Annotated in this window: 13 protein-coding genes; 7 read left to right on the top strand and 6 right to left on the bottom strand. The window is 71.4% G+C overall.

Going from position 1 to position 15190, the window contains the following annotated elements; genetic code table 11:
- Nucleotides 1-100: 100 nt before the first annotated feature.
- The 4 genes from glpK to ACFT4A_RS24455 all read left to right on the top strand — a co-directional run bounded on the left by glpK (nucleotide 101) and on the right by ACFT4A_RS24455 (nucleotide 5237).
- Entirely contained in the window at nucleotides 101-1639 is a 1539-nt protein-coding gene (glpK, locus tag ACFT4A_RS24470) for a glycerol kinase GlpK (RefSeq protein ID WP_382833398.1), read from the top strand.
- 8 nt (nucleotides 1640-1647) lie between these two features.
- Entirely contained in the window at nucleotides 1648-3264 is a 1617-nt protein-coding gene (locus tag ACFT4A_RS24465; protein ID WP_382833396.1) for an FAD-dependent oxidoreductase, read from the top strand.
- 121 nt (nucleotides 3265-3385) lie between these two features.
- The gene (locus ACFT4A_RS24460; protein WP_189726593.1) at nucleotides 3386-4057 is read left to right on the top strand and encodes a FadR/GntR family transcriptional regulator; all 672 of its coding nucleotides are present in this window, start codon (nucleotides 3386-3388) and stop codon (nucleotides 4055-4057) included.
- Between the two features lie 157 nt (nucleotides 4058-4214).
- A complete protein-coding gene (locus ACFT4A_RS24455) occupies nucleotides 4215-5237 on the top strand; it encodes a PAC2 family protein (RefSeq protein ID WP_382833394.1) in 1023 nt (340 codons plus the stop codon).
- Between the two features lie 65 nt (nucleotides 5238-5302).
- Here the strand turns inward: ACFT4A_RS24455 and mshC are convergent, their stop codons facing one another.
- From mshC to ACFT4A_RS24435, 4 genes are all read right to left on the bottom strand, one after another.
- A complete protein-coding gene (gene mshC / locus ACFT4A_RS24450; protein WP_382833392.1) occupies nucleotides 5303-6532 on the bottom strand; it encodes a cysteine--1-D-myo-inosityl 2-amino-2-deoxy-alpha-D-glucopyranoside ligase in 1230 nt (409 codons plus the stop codon).
- Between the two features lie 94 nt (nucleotides 6533-6626).
- Nucleotides 6627-7457, bottom strand: coding sequence for an SCO1664 family protein (locus tag ACFT4A_RS24445; protein WP_382833390.1), 831 nt, complete (start codon nucleotides 7455-7457; stop codon nucleotides 6627-6629).
- Nucleotides 7421-8011, bottom strand: coding sequence for a DUF3090 domain-containing protein (locus ACFT4A_RS24440; protein WP_189726597.1), 591 nt, complete (start codon nucleotides 8009-8011; stop codon nucleotides 7421-7423). Before ACFT4A_RS24440 ends, ACFT4A_RS24445 begins: the two co-directional genes overlap by 37 nt.
- Nucleotides 8012-8089: 78 nt before the next feature.
- Nucleotides 8090-8776 carry a histidine phosphatase family protein gene (locus ACFT4A_RS24435; RefSeq protein WP_382833388.1) on the bottom strand — a complete coding sequence of 229 codons (687 nt, stop codon included), beginning with the start codon at nucleotides 8774-8776 and terminating at the stop codon, nucleotides 8090-8092.
- Between the two features lie 61 nt (nucleotides 8777-8837).
- On the opposite strand from ACFT4A_RS24435, the gene ACFT4A_RS24430 reads away from it, so the two are divergent.
- Nucleotides 8838-9833: a magnesium and cobalt transport protein CorA gene (locus ACFT4A_RS24430; RefSeq protein ID WP_382833387.1), complete on the top strand. Its 996-nt coding sequence runs from the start codon at nucleotides 8838-8840 to the stop codon at nucleotides 9831-9833.
- 11 nt (nucleotides 9834-9844) lie between these two features.
- On the opposite strand, the gene ACFT4A_RS24425 is transcribed toward ACFT4A_RS24430, so the two are convergent.
- Both ACFT4A_RS24425 and ACFT4A_RS24420 read right to left on the bottom strand, forming a co-directional pair.
- Nucleotides 9845-10633, bottom strand: a complete 789-nt coding sequence (locus tag ACFT4A_RS24425; RefSeq protein WP_382833385.1) for a ferritin-like domain-containing protein — start codon at nucleotides 10631-10633, stop codon at nucleotides 9845-9847.
- Nucleotides 10634-10844: 211 nt separating this feature from the next.
- On the bottom strand, nucleotides 10845-11900 hold the full coding sequence (locus ACFT4A_RS24420) for an LLM class F420-dependent oxidoreductase (RefSeq protein ID WP_382833383.1): 1056 nt from the start codon (nucleotides 11898-11900) through the stop codon (nucleotides 10845-10847).
- A gap of 112 nt (nucleotides 11901-12012) precedes the next feature.
- Here ACFT4A_RS24420 and ACFT4A_RS24415 point away from each other — a divergent pair, with 112 nt between their 5' ends.
- Nucleotides 12013-12999, top strand: a complete 987-nt coding sequence (locus ACFT4A_RS24415) for an aldo/keto reductase (protein WP_382833382.1) — start codon at nucleotides 12013-12015, stop codon at nucleotides 12997-12999.
- Nucleotides 12996-15155 (top strand): helix-hairpin-helix domain-containing protein, encoded by a 2160-nt coding sequence (locus ACFT4A_RS24410; protein WP_382833380.1) that lies wholly within the window; start codon nucleotides 12996-12998, stop codon nucleotides 15153-15155. Before ACFT4A_RS24415 ends, ACFT4A_RS24410 begins: the two co-directional genes overlap by 4 nt.
- The last annotated feature ends 35 nt before the right edge of the window (nucleotides 15156-15190 follow it).

Genomic DNA, 15190 nt, shown 5'->3' with positions numbered 1-15190 from the left:
CTTTCCCGCGCAGGAGCGGCAGTCTTTCCCGCGCCACGCGAAACTCTCAGCACGCGCCGTACGTAAAGCCCCATAAACACGGAACTTCCAGGAGCACACAGTGACCGACGCGCACACCGCCGGCCCCTTCATCGCCGCCATCGACCAGGGCACGACCTCCTCCCGCTGCATCGTGTTCGACCGTGACGGCCGGATCGTCTCCGTCGACCAGAAGGAGCACGAGCAGATCTTCCCGAAGCCGGGCTGGGTCGAGCACAACGCCACCGAGATCTGGACGAACGTCCAGGAGGTCGTCGCCGGGGCCATCGCGAAGGCCGGCATCACCCGCGACGACATCAAGGCCATCGGCATCACCAACCAGCGCGAGACCACTCTGCTCTGGGACAAGAACACCGGTGAGCCCGTCCACAACGCCATCGTCTGGCAGGACACCCGCACCGACGCCCTCTGCAAGGAGCTCGGCCGCAACGTCGGCCAGGACCGCTTCCGCCGCGAGACCGGCCTTCCGCTGGCCTCGTACTTCGCCGGCCCCAAGGCCCGCTGGCTGCTCGACAACGTCGAGGGCCTGCGCGAGCGCGCCGAGGCGGGCGACATCCTCTTCGGCACCATGGACAGCTGGGTCATCTGGAACCTGACCGGCGGTGTCAACGGCGGCAAGCACGTCACCGACGTGACCAACGCGTCCCGCACCATGCTGATGAACCTGCACACCATGCAGTGGGACGAGAAGATCGCCGAGTCCATCGGCGTCCCGATGGCCATGCTGCCCGAGATCCGCTCCTCCGCCGAGGTCTACGGCGCGATCACCGGCGGCAAGCTGGGCGACCTGCTCGGCGGCATCCCGGTCGCCTCCGCGCTCGGCGACCAGCAGGCGGCCCTGTTCGGCCAGACCTGTTTCGCCGAGGGCGAGGCCAAGTCGACGTACGGCACCGGCACCTTCCTGCTGATGAACACCGGCGAGAAGCCGGTCAACTCGTACAACGGGCTGCTGACCACGGTCGGCTACCGGATCGGCGACGAGAAGGCGGTCTACGCCCTGGAGGGCTCGATCGCCGTCACGGGTTCGCTGGTGCAGTGGATGCGCGACCAGATGGGCCTGATCTCCACCGCCGCCGAGATCGAGACGCTCGCGCTCTCGGTCGAGGACAACGGCGGCGCCTACTTCGTGCCGGCCTTCTCCGGTCTGTTCGCCCCGTACTGGCGCTCCGACGCCCGCGGTGTGATCGCCGGCCTCACCCGGTACGTCACCAAGGCGCACCTCGCGCGCGCCGTCCTGGAGGCCACGGCCTGGCAGACCCGTGAGATCACCGACGCCATGACGAAGGACTCCGGCGTCGAGCTCGCGGCGATCAAGGTCGACGGCGGCATGACCTCCAACAACCTGCTGATGCAGACGCTCTCGGACTTCGCGGACGCCCCCGTGGTGCGCCCGATGGTCGCCGAGACCACCTGCCTCGGCGCCGCCTACGCCGCCGGCCTCGCCGTCGGCTTCTGGAACAGCACCGACGACCTGCGCGCCAACTGGCGCCGGGCCGCCGAGTGGACCCCCCGCATGGACGCGGAAATCCGCGACCGTGAGTACAAGAGCTGGCTCAAGGCCGTCGAGCGGACCATGGGCTGGCTCGAGGACGAGGAGTAAGAAACAGCATGACCACTCAGTCCACCCTGCAGTCCGTACCTGCCCTGGGGACGCACCCGGCCTCCGGCTCGAACCCGAGCCGAGCCGAGACCAGGGAGCAGCTCGCCAAGGCGTCGTACGACCTTCTCGTGATCGGCGGCGGCATCCTGGGCATCTCCACCGCCTGGCACGCCGCGCAGTCCGGCCTCAGGGTGGCTCTGGTCGACGCCGGCGACTTCGCCGGTGCCACGTCCTCCGCCTCCTCCAAGCTGCTCCACGGCGGTCTGCGCTACCTGCAGACCGGCGCGGTGAAGCTGGTGGCGGAGAACCACTTCGAGCGCCGTGCGGTCTCCCGCCAGGTGGCCCCCCACCTGGCGAACCCGCTCACGTTCTACCTGCCCGTGTACAAGGGCGGGCCGCACGGCGCGGCGAAGCTCGGGGCGGGCGTCTTCGCCTACTCCGCGCTCTCCGCCTTCGGTGACGGCGTCGGACATCTGCTCTCCCCGGCCAAGGCCGCGCAGGACGTGCCGGAGCTGCGCACCGAGAACCTCAAGGCCGTGGCCGTGTACGGCGACGACCAGATGAACGACGCGCGCATGGCGCTGATGACGGTCCGCGGCGCCGTGGAGGCGGGCGCGGTCGTCCTCAACCACGCCGAGGTGACGGGCCTGCGCTTCACCCAGGGCCGTGTCACGGGCGCCGAGCTGAAGGACCGCCTGTCCGGCGACGAGTTCGGCGTCAGCGCCCGGCTGGTGCTCAACGCGACCGGCCCGTGGGTCGACCACCTGCGCAAGATGGAGGACGCGAACGCCGCGCCGTCCATCCGGCTGTCGAAGGGCGCGCACCTGGTCCTGAAGCGCACCTCTCCCTGGAAGGCCGCGCTCGCCACCCCGATCGACAAGTACCGCATCACCTTCGCCCTCCCCTGGGAGGACATGCTGCTGCTCGGCACCACGGACGAGGAGTTCGAGGGCGACCCGGCGGACGTCTCGGTCACCGAGCAGGACATATCCCAGATCCTCGACGAGGCCGCGTTCTCCGTCCGCGACCAGCAGCTGAGCCGCGACCTCATCACCTACTCCTTCGCGGGCCTGCGGGTGCTGCCGGGCGGCCCCGGCGACACCTCCAAGGCCAAGCGGGAGACGGTCGTCACCGAGGGCCGGGGCGGCATGCTGTCCGTCGCGGGCGGCAAGTGGACCACGTTCCGGCACATCGGCCGGACGATCATGCAGAAGCTGGAGTCGCTGCCGGGCCACCCGCTGGGCGACGACTTCGAGCCGATCAGCTCGCTGCCGAAGAAGCTGCCGCTGCCCGGCATCGCCAACCCGCGCGCGGTCGCCCACCGGCTGCTCACCGACCGCCCGGCGCCCGGCCCGCGCATGGGAGCCGACACCGCCAAGCACCTGGCCACGCACTACGGCTCGCTGGCGTTCGACATCGCCCGCCTGGCCAACGACAGCCCTGAGCTGGCCGAGCGCGTCCACCCGGACGCCCCGGAGATCTGGGCGCAGGTCGTCTGGGCCCGGGACCACGAGTGGGCCGAGACGCAGGACGACGTGCTGCGCCGCCGGACGACGCTCACGATCCGCGGACTGGCCACGGACGACGTCCGCACCAAGGTCCAGGATCTGCTCGACAAGAAGTAGGCCGAATTCTCGACCCGTACCCGAGGGGGCGGCTCCACGCCGACGGAGCCGCCCCCTCCGCGTGTCCGTCCCCGCATAATGACGTGATACGTCGGAGGTCTTAAGCGACAGGAGGCCGACCATGGCAGTCACCGACGAGGCGATCGAGAAGATCAAGGGAATGATCGTCTCCGGCGCGCTGCGCCCGGGCGACCGGCTGCCCAAGGAGAGCGAACTCGCCGCCGACCTCGGCCTGTCCCGCAACTCCCTGCGGGAGGCCGTCCGCGCGCTGTCCCTCATCCGCATCCTGGACGTCCGGCAGGGCGACGGCACCTATGTGACGAGCCTCGACCCGCAACTCCTGCTGGAGGCGATGAGCTTCGTCGTCGACTTCCACCGCGACGACACGGTCCTGGAGTTCCTGGCCGTACGCCGCATCCTGGAGCCGGCCGCGACGGCCATGGCGGCGCTGCGGATCAGCGAGCAGCAGCTGGACGCGCTCACGGCCCAGCTGGACAAGCTCGGCGACGCACCGTCCGTGGAGGACCTCGTCGCCTGCGACCTGGAGTTCCACCGGGGCATCGTGCACAGCTCGGGCAACTCCGTGCTCTGCTCGCTGCTCGACGGGCTGTCGGGCCCCACCACCCGGGCGCGAATCTGGCGCGGCCTCACCCAGGAGGACGCCGTCGGCCGCACCCTGCGCGAGCACCGGGCGATCCTCGCGGCCCTGCGCGACCGGGACGCCGAGGCGGCGCGCTCGTGGGCGACCGTCCACATCGCGAGCGTGGAGCAGTGGCTGCGCTCCACGCTGTGACCGGTGCCTCACGGACAGCTCGGATGAATCCGGGGTGTTCAGGGGCGGATCACGGGGCAGTGATGGGGTCACTCCCCCTGCGAGGGGGCTGCGGGCGCCCCCTTGGCACGCCGTAAGGTTGGGGCGTTCGCGAGGGTACGTCGGAAGGAGGCACTGGGTGATCGAGCTCGAGGGGGTTCCCGAGCTGGTCGACCCGGTCATGGTGGCCGCGTTCGAGGGCTGGAACGATGCCGGCGACGCCGCCTCCACCGCGGTCGCTCATCTCGACAGGGAATGGAAGGGCGAGGTGTTCGCGGCGCTGGACGCCGAGGACTACTACGACTTCCAGGTGAACCGCCCCACGGTGTTCATGGAAGCGGGCGTCCGCAAGATCACCTGGCCGACGACACGGCTGTCGGTGGTCCGGGTCGGCGGGGACAAGCCCCGCGATCTCGTCCTCGTCCGGGGCATCGAACCGTCCATGCGGTGGCGCTCGTTCTGCAACGAACTGCTGGGCTTCGCGCACGAACTGGGCGTGGAACTGGTGGTCGTCCTGGGCGCCCTGCTCGGGGACACCCCGCACACCCGTCCGGTTCCGATCAGCGGGACGACGTCCGACGCGGACCTGGCCCGCCGGATGGACCTGGAGGAGACCAAGTACGAGGGCCCGACGGGCATCGTGGGCGTCCTCCAGGAGGCGTGCACCCACGCGGGCGTGCCGGCCGTCTCGCTGTGGGCGGCGGTGCCGCACTACGTCTCGCAGCCGCCGAACCCGAAGGCCACGCTGGCTCTCCTGAACCGTCTGGAGGACCTGATCGACGTGCGCATCCCGCTGGGCGAGCTGCCCGAGGACGCGCGCGCCTGGCAGGTGGGCGTGGACCAGCTGGCCGCCGAGGACAGCGAGGTCGCCGAGTACGTCCAGTCGCTGGAGGAGGCCCGGGACACCGCCGAGCTGCCGGAGGCCTCGGGCGAGGCCATCGCGCGCGAGTTCGAGCGCTATCTGAGACGCCGGGACGGCGGCGGACCGACCGCCTCCGGCGGGCACGCGACGGCGGACGGCAGCGACAGCACGTCGTATCTGCGGGACAGCCCCAGCGGCCGTACGCGACCGCCGAAGCCGCCCAAGGCGGGCACGGACGACGGGGAGTCGTCGGCCCAGCCCAAGCCGGGGACGGACGACGAGGAGTCGTCGGAGGACTGAGGCACACAGGCACAGCAGAAGGGGCGCTTCCCGGCCGGGGAGCGCCCCTTCGCTCGTTCTCTCGGTTACAGCGCCACACCCAGCAGCGCGTCCACCGCCCGGGAGACCACCCCGGGCGCGCCGATGTCCGTGCCGCCGCTCTCCTCCTGGAGGGCGGCCCAGCGGTCGACCGCGGCGAGCGCGGCCGGGGCGTCCAGGTCGTTCGCGAGGGCCTCGCGGATCTCCTCCACCAGCGCCTCCGCGGGCGGGCCGTCGGGCCGGGACACGGCGGCGCGCCAGCGGCCGAGCCGGGCGACGGCGTCCTGGAGGACCTGGTCGGTCCACTCCCAGTCGGCACGGTAGTGGTGGGCGAGCAGCGCGAGCCGGATGGCGGCCGGGTCGACGCCGTCGTGCCGGAGCTTGGAGACGAAGACCAGGTTGCCCTTGGACTTGGACATCTTCTCGCCGTCGAGGGCGACCATGCCGGCGTGCACATACGCCTTGGCCATGGGGAACTCGCCGGTGAGGGCCTGGGCGTGCGAGGCGCCCATCTCGTGGTGCGGGAAGGCGAGGTCGGAGCCGCCGCCCTGGATGTCGAAGCCCATGCCGAGGTGGTCGAGGGCGATGGCCACGCACTCGATGTGCCAGCCGGGCCGTCCGCGCCCGAGCGATCCGCCGTCCCAGCTGGGCTCGCCCTCGCGGGCCGCCATCCAGAGCATCGGGTCGAGGGGGTTCTTCTTGCCCGGCCGGTCCGGGTCGCCGCCGCGCTCGGCGGACAGCAGCCGCATCGCCTCGGCATCGAGGTTCGAGACCTTGCCGAAGTGCGGGTCGGACTCGACGGAGAAGTAGACGTCCCCCTCGAGTTCGTAGGCAGCGCCCGCGTCCCGCAGTCGCTCGACGAGCGGGATGATGCCCGGTATCGCCTCGACGGCGCCTATGTACTGCCGCGGCGGCAGCATCCGCAGGGCCGTCATGTCCTCGCGGAAGAGGACCGTCTCCTTCTCGGCGAGCGCGGCCCAGTCGATGCCGTCGCGCTGCGCCCGCTCCAGGAGCGGGTCGTCGACGTCGGTGACGTTCTGGACGTAGTGAACCTGCCGCTTGGTGTCGAGCCACACGCGCTGCACGAGGTCGAACGCGTTGTACGTCGCCGCGTGCCCTATGTGGGTGGCGTCGTACGGGGTGATGCCGCAGACGTAGATACGGGCGACGGGACCGGGGTCGAGGGTGACCGAACCGCCGGTCGCGGTGTCGTGGATCCTCAGGTCGCGGCCCTGACCAGGCAGGGCGGGGACCTCGGAAGCGGGCCAGGCATGCATGTCATGAGCGTAACCGGACTGAAGTTCCATATACGAATGGGAGCGGTCCGGACGGCCGAGAAGGCGTTCTTGCGCGAGCTGCGCGTCTGTGCTGCTACACGGGTGGCCAGGGAATCGCCGGCCACTCCCCGCTCGGTTCCGGATGCGTCCCCGAGGCGAGCAGCGCACCGACACGCGCGCGTACGGCGTCGATCTCGGCGCCGGTGATCAGCGGTTCGAGCCGAGCGGTGAGGGACCCGCCTTCGGCCAGATCCTTTCTGAGGCCCTCCAGGACGTCGGCGGCCTCCTGAGTGAAGGGCTCCCCCGCCCAGCCCCACAGCAGGGTCCGCAGCTTGTTCTCGGCGTTGAAGGTCACCCCGTGGTCGATCCCGTACAACCGCCCTTCGCCGGTGGGCAGCAGGTGCCCGCCCTTGCGGTCGGCGTTGTTGATCACGGCGTCCAGTACCGAGAGCCGCCGCAGCCGCTCGTCGTCGGCGTGCACGAGCAGCGCGGTACGTCCCTCGCCGACCTCGGCGAACCCGATCGCCTTCCAGCCCGGTTCGGGTTCCTCGCCGTCGACCAGCGCGAGCAGCTCCGCGTCCGGGGCCGCCTCGATCCACAGCTGGCACATGCCCTCGCCGTAGGGGCCGTCGCGCAGCACGGTGGGCGGTACGAGGCCCCAGCCGGTCGCCTCGGAGACCTCGTACGCGGCGACCTCGCGCTGGGCGAGCGTCCCGTCGGGGAAGTCCCACAGGGGCCTCTCCCCGGCGACCGGCTTGTAGATGCAGGCCGCCTCTTGGCCGTCGTACGACACCGTGCAGTACAGGGCGGCGTTGGAGGCGTCACGGATGCGTCCGCGTACGGTGAGTTCGCCCCGGGCGAGCAGCTCGGCGGGGTCGTCAGGAGGTGTCACGCTCCGCGGCGGTATCCGTTCTGGCGCGGACATACGTGTCCTTCCGGGTCGAGCGGGAGGCTGCACAGCGGGCACGGCGGCCGCCCGGCGTTGACGACGTCGAGGGCGCGCTTGGCGAAGGCCCTCGCCTGCGCGCCGGTGAGCCGGACTCGCAGCATCGGCGGCCCGTTCTCCTCGTCCTGGAGGAGCCGCTCCTCGGCCTCGGCGAGGTCCTCCTCGGAGTCGGCGTCGAGCTCGACGAGCGCCTGCGCCTCGACGATCATGAGCTGCTCGTCACCGTCCCAGGCGAGCGCCATGGTGCCGACCCGGAACTCCTCCTCGACGGGGGTGTCCAGCGGGGCGCTGTCGTTGATCTCCGTCGGTGCGACGGCAGGGACGGAGGCGCTTCCTCCGCTACGGCGTACGACCTCGTCGAGCAGTTCGTCCATGCGCTCGGCGAGCGCGGCGACCTGGGTCTTCTCCAGGGCCACGCTGGTCACCCGGGTGCCGGCTGAAGCCTGGAGGAAGAACGAACGGCGCCCGGGCAGCCCGACCGTACCGGCCACGAAACGCTCCGGATGGTCGTAGAGGAACACCTGACGGGACACGTCCTGTCTCCATTGGGATCGTGGGGGCCGTGTGACAACGGCACTGCTGCGACCGCTTCACCCTACTGCGGCCGACGATCACGGTGCGCCCGCACCACCCCCGACTTGGGCGTCGTCGCCCGGCGGTTCCTCGCGCGGCACCAGGGACGTGAAGTCGCCGGTGTCGCCGAGGCGGACGAGAAACGGTCGCAGCCGTGTGTAGCGGATCGCGGTGATGGAACACGGTTCGACGGAAATCCGCTGGAAGAGGTCCAGATGAAGTCCGAGTGCCTCGGCGACGAGCGACTTGATGATGTCGCCGTGCGAGCACATGAGGTAGACGGCGTCGGCGCCGTGGTCGCGCTCCACGCGCGCGTTCCACTCGCGCACGGCCTCGGCGGCGCGCGTCTGCATGGCCCGCATCGACTCGCCGCCGGGGAAGGCAGCCGCGGACGGGTGCGCCTGCACCACCTCCATCAGGGGCTCGTCCTTGAGCTCGGCGAGCTTGCGCCCGGACCAGTCGCCGTAGTGGCACTCGCCGATGCGCTCGTCGGTGTGCGGGGTCAGTTCCGGCCGGGCCTCGAGAAGGGGCCCGATCGTCTCCTGGCAGCGCTGGAGCGGGCTGGCGACGATCTCGGCGAGGGGCAGTTCGGCGAGGCGTCCGGGCAGCGCGGCGGCCTGCGCGGCGCCGCGCTCGTCGAGGGCGACACCGGGCGTCCAGCCGGCGAGCAGTCCCTCGGTGTTCGCGGTGGAACGTCCGTGCCTGACGAGGATCAACGTGGGCATGCGATCCAGCGTAGGCGCACGCGCGCGTACGGTGTCGTTCGAGTGACAGGAGACTCGCTTCGTGATCGTCGACTGTGCCATCTACCGCGACGGACACCGGACGGAGGGGCCCGAGGACTTCTCCGACGCCCTGGGTGAGGCCCGCACGGCGGGCGGTTTCGTGTGGATCGGGCTGCACGAGCCGACGGAGCGCGAATTCGACCATGTCACCCGGGAGTTCGGCCTGCACCCGCTGGCCGTCGAGGACGCCCTCAAGGCCCATCAGCGGCCCAAGCTGGAGGTGTACGACGACTCGCTCTTCGTGGTCCTGAAGCCGGTGGTGTACGAGCCGCGGAGCGACACCGTCTCCTCCGGCGAGATCATGATCTTCCTGGGCGACTCGTTCGCGGTCACCGTCCGGCACGGCGAGGGCGCCCCGCTCAAGGCCGTACGGCACCGGCTGGAGCAGGAGCCGGAGCTGCTGGGCAACGGCCCCACGTCGGTGCTGTACGCAATCGCCGACGCCGCCGTCGACCACTATCTGGACGTCGCGATCGAGTTGCAGGCCGACCTGGAGGGGCTGGAGGCGGAGGTGTTCTCGCCGGAAGTCGGCGGCTCACGGAACACCGCCTCCCGGATCTACGATTTCAAGCGCCAGATCCTGGAGTTCCGCCGGGCGACCGGGCCGCTGGCCCTGCCGATGAGCCGGCTGGCGGGCACGGCGCAGTCCGGTGTGACGGTGCCGTTCGTGGACGACCGGGCCCGGCCCTTCTTCCGGGACGTCAGCGACCACCTCACGCGCGTGAACGAGTCCGTGGAGAACCTGGACCGGCTGGTGTCGGACATCCTCTCGGCGCATCTGGCGCAGATGAGCGTCCGGCAGAACGACGACATGCGGAAGATCTCCGCGTGGGCGGCCATGGCCGCGATCCCCACGATGGTCGCGGGGATCTACGGCATGAACTTCGAGCACATGCCCGAGCTGCGCTGGGAGTGGTCCTACCCGGCCCTCGTCCTGCTGATGGTCGTTCTGGAGGTGCTGGTCTTCCGCCTGTTCAAGCGCCGGGGCTGGCTGTAGAGCGGGCTGCCTCAGGCGAACTCGGGTGCGGCGGACGCGGGCCCGCCGAGGGCGTCGCGGCGCTCGGGCATCTCCAGGGACACCATCCGGCGCCAGCCGCCCAGCCGTTCGTACGCGTACATCGCGTGGATGCCCGCAGCGAGCACCGCCGACTTGGCCTTCGACCAGCCCAGGATGCGGCCCATGTTCGCCATGACCGCGAGGCTGACGTCCCGGTAGACCCGGATCTCGGCGAGCGCGCACTCGCGCAGGGTCCGCTGGATGGCCCGGCCGTGCCCCGCGTAGGCGAAGCGCAGCAGTTCCTCGTGGCAGTAGGCGAGGTGGTTGTCCTCGTCGCCCGAGATCTGCTTGACCGCGCGGCCGATGTCCGGGTCGTCCGCGAAGTGCTTGCGGAGCAGGTCCATCTGCTCGGAGGCACGCTGTTCGGTGACCCTGCTGTGCGAGAGGTACGTGACGATGTCCTGGACCGCGAGCCGCTCGTCGCGCTTGAGTTGCTCGTGCGCGAGGCCGATGCCGTTCTTCTCCAGGAGCGTCGTGTAGTCGGTCTCCGGCGGGACCGGGACGGGGTCGAGGCCGCGCTTCTTCATCAGGGCGTTGAAGATCCGCCCGTGCTTGTCCTCGTCGGCACCGTGGCGGGTGATCTTGGGGGCGAGTTCCCGCTCGCTCTCCGGGACGAGCGCGGCGATCCGGGCGTTCTCCCAGCCGCCCTGGGACTCGCCGCTCGCGGCGATGGAGCAGAACAGGGCGAAGGACTCGTCGTTGGCGAGGATCTCCTGGAACAGACTCTTGGCCGAAAGCATCGTGGGCACCTCTCCCGCGCGCGTGCGCGTGCTGCAGGATTCCGCAGTTTCCGCAAAGAACGAGTCAAGTGCGGGGCGCGCGGTGCTGCAACAGGTACGACGGACAACTCCGCCAAATGGAGGACGTAACCCTCGGCCGCTCCTCGCGTTGTTCTGCGTGACGGCCGTGGCGGGGAAGACCCCCGAGCCCCCACCACGGCCGCAGAAATCCCTAGGCGAGCCCGGCGCGCTCCAGGGCCTCCGTGCCGGCGCGGAGCGATGCGATCCGCTCGTCGAGCGTGAAGCCAGCCGGGGCCAGCGTGAGGGTCGTGACACCGGCCTCCGCGTAAGCCTTCATCCGGTCCGCGATGCGCTCCACGGAACCGAGCAGGGTCGTCTTGTCGATCAGGTCGTGCGGTACGGCGGCCGCGGCGCCCTGCTTGTCGCCGGACAGGTACTTGTCCTGGATCTCGGCGGCTTCCTTCTCGTAGCCCATGCGCTGGGCGAGCTGGTTGTAGAAGTTCTGCTTGCGGCTGCCCATGCCGCCGACGTACAGCGCGGTGTAGGGGCGGAAGGTGTCGGCGAGCGTGGTCACGTCCTTGTCCTCGCCGAGGGCCAGGGGCAGGGTCGGGCAGATGTCGAAGCCGTCGAGGGTCTTGCCCGCCTTCTCACGGCCGGCCCGCAGGTACTGGATCGCCGTGTCCTCGAGGTGGTCTGCGGAGGGGAAGATCAGCAGGGCGCCGTCGGCGATCTCACCGGTCTGCTCGAGGTTCTTCGGGCCGATCGCGGCGATGTAGAGCGGGATGTGCTCGCGCTGCGGGTGCACGGTCAGCTTGAGGGGCTTGCCCGGGCCGCCGGGCAGCGGCAGGGTCCAGTGCTGCCCCTCGTACGACAGGCGCTCGCGCGTCATGGCCTTGCGGATGATCTCGACGTACTCACGCGTGCGTGCCAGCGGCTTGTCGAACTTGACGCCGTACCAGCCCTCGGAGACCTGCGGGCCGGAGACGCCGAGGCCGAGCCGGAAGCGGCCGCCGGAGAGCGAGTCGAGGGTGGCGGCCGTCATGGCGGTCATCGCGGGCTGGCGGGCCGGGATCTGGAAGATGGCCGAGCCGACGTCGATCCGTTCGGTCTGGGCGGCGACCCAGGTCAGTACGGTGGCGGCGTCGGATCCATAGGCCTCGGCGGCCCAGCAGACGGCGTATCCGAGCCGGTCGGCCTCCTGGGCGACGGCCAGATTGTCGGCGTCCATGCCGGCACCCCAGTAGCCGAGGTTGATACCGAGCTGCATCCCGATTCCCCTTACCGATCAGTAACGTGCCTTGTCCGCAGACCATAGCGCGCGGAAATCCGTCGTCCACAGCCCCCCACACCGTAGGTTCTGGCCAGTAATCTCGGCGTTCATGGAGCAGAGGCATCTCGGCCGCACCGGCCTTCGTGTGTCGCGGATCGGGCTCGGCACCCTGACCTGGGGGCGGGACACCGCCGAGCACGACGCCGCGGACCTGATGAAGACGTTCTGGGAAGCGGGCGGGACCCTCGTCGACACCGCGGACGTGTACGGCGACGGAGAGGCCGAGTATCTGCTCGGCAGGCTCATAGACGGCCTGGTGCCCCGCCGGGACCTGGTCATCTCGACCAAGGCCGGCAGCGTGCCGGACCCCGACCGCCGCTTCGACGGCTCCCGCGGCCATCTGCTCTCCGCGCTGGACGCCTCGCTCTCCCGGCTCGGAACCGACTACGTCGACCTGTGGCACGTGCACGCCTTCGACCCGGACACCCCGCTGGAGGAGACCCTCCAGGCCCTGGACCTCGCGGTCGCCAGCGGACGTGCCCGCTACGCCGCCGTCTCCAACTTCTGCGGCTGGCAGCTGGCCAAGGCCGGCACCTGGCAGCTCGCCTCCCCCGGCACCCGGACCCGGCTGGCGGGTACGCAACTGGAGTACTCGCTGCTCCAGCGCGGCATCGAGCGCGAAGTGCTGCCGGCCGCCCTGGACCTGGGCATCGGGCTGCTGCCGTCCTCCCCGCTGGGACGCGGGGTGCTGACGGGCAAGTACCGGGGCGACACGACTCCGCTGGACTCGCGCGGCGCCTCGGAGCACCTCGCCCCGTTCGTCGCGCCGTACCTCGACGACACGGCGAGCCGCATCGTGGACGCCGTGACGACCGCCGCCGACGGCCTCGCGGTGACCCCGCTCCAGGTGGCCCTGGCGTGGGTCCGCGACCGGCCGGGGGTGGCCGCCCCCGTCGTCGGCGCGCGCAACGCGCAGCAGCTCACGGCCGCGTTGTCAGTGGAGGCCCTTAGTCTTCCTGACGAGATCTGCCGGGCGCTCGACGATGTGTCGGCGCCTGTGCACCGCTATCCCGATCACGACTGGAGCACGCTGTGAGCACGGAGCCGGAGACCACGGAGGACGACGAGCCGGGGACGCCGACCGGTGGTGCGGAGACCGAGGAGACCGAGGAGGCCAAGGGGGACGCGGCCGATGCCGGTCAGGTGTCCGAGGCGGAGGCCGAGCTGCGGGCCCAGCAGGCCGAGCGGGAGCGCATCGAGCAGCGGAAGGCCGAGAAGAAGGCGCCGATCGAGAGCGGCACCAAGCTGAGCGGCAAGGCCGCCGATCTGCTCGCCGCCGTACGAGCCGTGGAGGGCGGCGAGAAGCCGGCGGCCACGGTGTTCGAAGAGCCCGCGCCAGCCCCCCGGCGCCCCGCCCCGGAGCCGGAACGGCGGCCGCGGCCGGTGCCGGCCGAAACCGTCACCGCGTCCCCGGCTCCCGCGCCGGAGGCGGTGCAGGCCGTGCGGCGGGTGCTCGGCGAGGGCGGTGCCCCGGAGACACTCGCGCCGCAGGTGACCGAGGCACTCGGCGAGGGCGCGGACGAGCGGCTGCGGGCGGACCCCTGGCAGTTGCTGCGGGTCGCCGGTGTGCGGCCCGAGCAGGCCGACGGGTTCGCGCGGGCGCTGCTCGGCGCCGAGTGCGGCCCTGACGACGAGCGACGGGGCCGGGCCGTCACCGTCTGGCTCCTGGAGCAGGCCGCGCTGGCCGGGCACACCGCCCTGGAGATGCCGGCGCTGCTCGCGGCCCTGGCCCAGCGGGGCGTGCCGGAGCCCGAAAGCGCGGTGCAGGACACGCTCGCGGAGGGCGACGCGCTGGTCTTCCAGGACGCCCTGGAGGAGCCCGGTGCGCCGGCCCGGACGAAGCAGGACCAGTCGGAGGACGACTCCGAGGAGGACGAGGAGCGCCCGGTCCGGGTCCTGGTCGGGCTCGAGCGGTACGCGCTCGCGGAGGAGAGCCTGGCCGACGGTCTGGCCCGGCTGGTCAACTCGGCGCCCAAGCAGGACGGTTCGGCCGAGGAGTGGGAGCGGGTCGCCGCCGCGGCCCAGGGATCGACGGGCGAGCTGCTGCGCGCGGTCGCCGGTCACGGCCTGGTCCTGCACACCGGCGGGGAGGCCTCTGCGGCCGAACCGGCCGCGCTGCTGACCGCCGCGCACTCCCTCGGGCTGCGCGCCTGGGCCGCCACGCACGGCCCGATCGGCCGCACCCGCTTCGCCGCCCTGCTGGGCTCGGGTCCGGACGACGCGGCGGACCAGGACGGCTCCCGCGTCACCACCGTCTCCGGGCTGCTCGCCGGCCTCGAAGGTCCCGGCCGGGATGCCGACGGTGCCCTGGATCTCGATCTGCTCATCGTGCTCGACGCCCCGCAGCTGGACGTCGAGACGGCGGCGCTGCTGACGGAGTCGCTGCCCGACGGGGCGCGGCTGGTGCTGGCCGGGGACCCTGCGGTGCTGTGGTCCGTGGGGCCGGGGCGGGTGTTCGCGGATCTGCTCGCGGCTCGGATCTGCCCGCAGGTCGCCTCGCGGCGGCCGGATCCCGGGCCGCTGGGCGAGCTGGTCTCGGGGATCGGCATCGGCGAGCTGAACCAGGTCGAGGCTCCCGGCAAGGAGATCGTGATCGTGCCGGTGTGGGACGCGGGCGAGGCGGTGCACCGGGCGGTGCAGCTCGTCGCCGACTCGGTGCCGCGCGCGATCGGCGTACCGGCCGAGGAGACCCAGGTGATCGCACCGGGGCACGGCGGCGCCGTCGGCACCCGTGCGCTCAACACGGCGTTGAAGGAGCGGCTCAATCCGGGCCCGGGCCGCTTCGGCGGCTTCGACCCCGGTGACCGGATCGCCTACTCCCCCGTGCCGGGCCGTGCGCTGCAGGGCCGGGTGGTGAAGGCGGACGCCGAGGGGCTCCACCTGTCGTGCGAGGGCGAGGCCGTCGTCGTACCGAAGGAGCGGGTGGAGCAGTCCGTACGGCACGGCTGGGCGCTGACCGCGCACCAGGCCGTGGGAAGCCGGTGGCCCGCGGTGGTCGTGGTGCTGCCCGGTGATGCCGCGCAGGCGCTCAGCCGGCCCTGGGTGTACACGGCGTTCGGGCGGGCCGAGCGCCATCTGTCCGTGGTGCACGGCGTGGAACAGGCGCTGCCCAGGGCCGTGGCCGAGGTGACGGCGAAGCCCCGGACGACCCGGCTTCCGGTGCTGCTCGCTCCGCAGGTCGACGAGAGCTGACAACGGCGGTGGTCACGGGGCCGTCCCCGTGACCA

It is taken from the genome of Streptomyces sp. NPDC057099 (assembly GCF_042671245.1).
In the GTDB taxonomy this organism is placed as follows: domain Bacteria; phylum Actinomycetota; class Actinomycetes; order Streptomycetales; family Streptomycetaceae; genus Streptomyces; species Streptomyces purpurascens.
The sequence above is the reverse complement of the archived record's forward strand: the minus strand, read 5'-3'. Positions and strand labels throughout refer to the sequence as shown.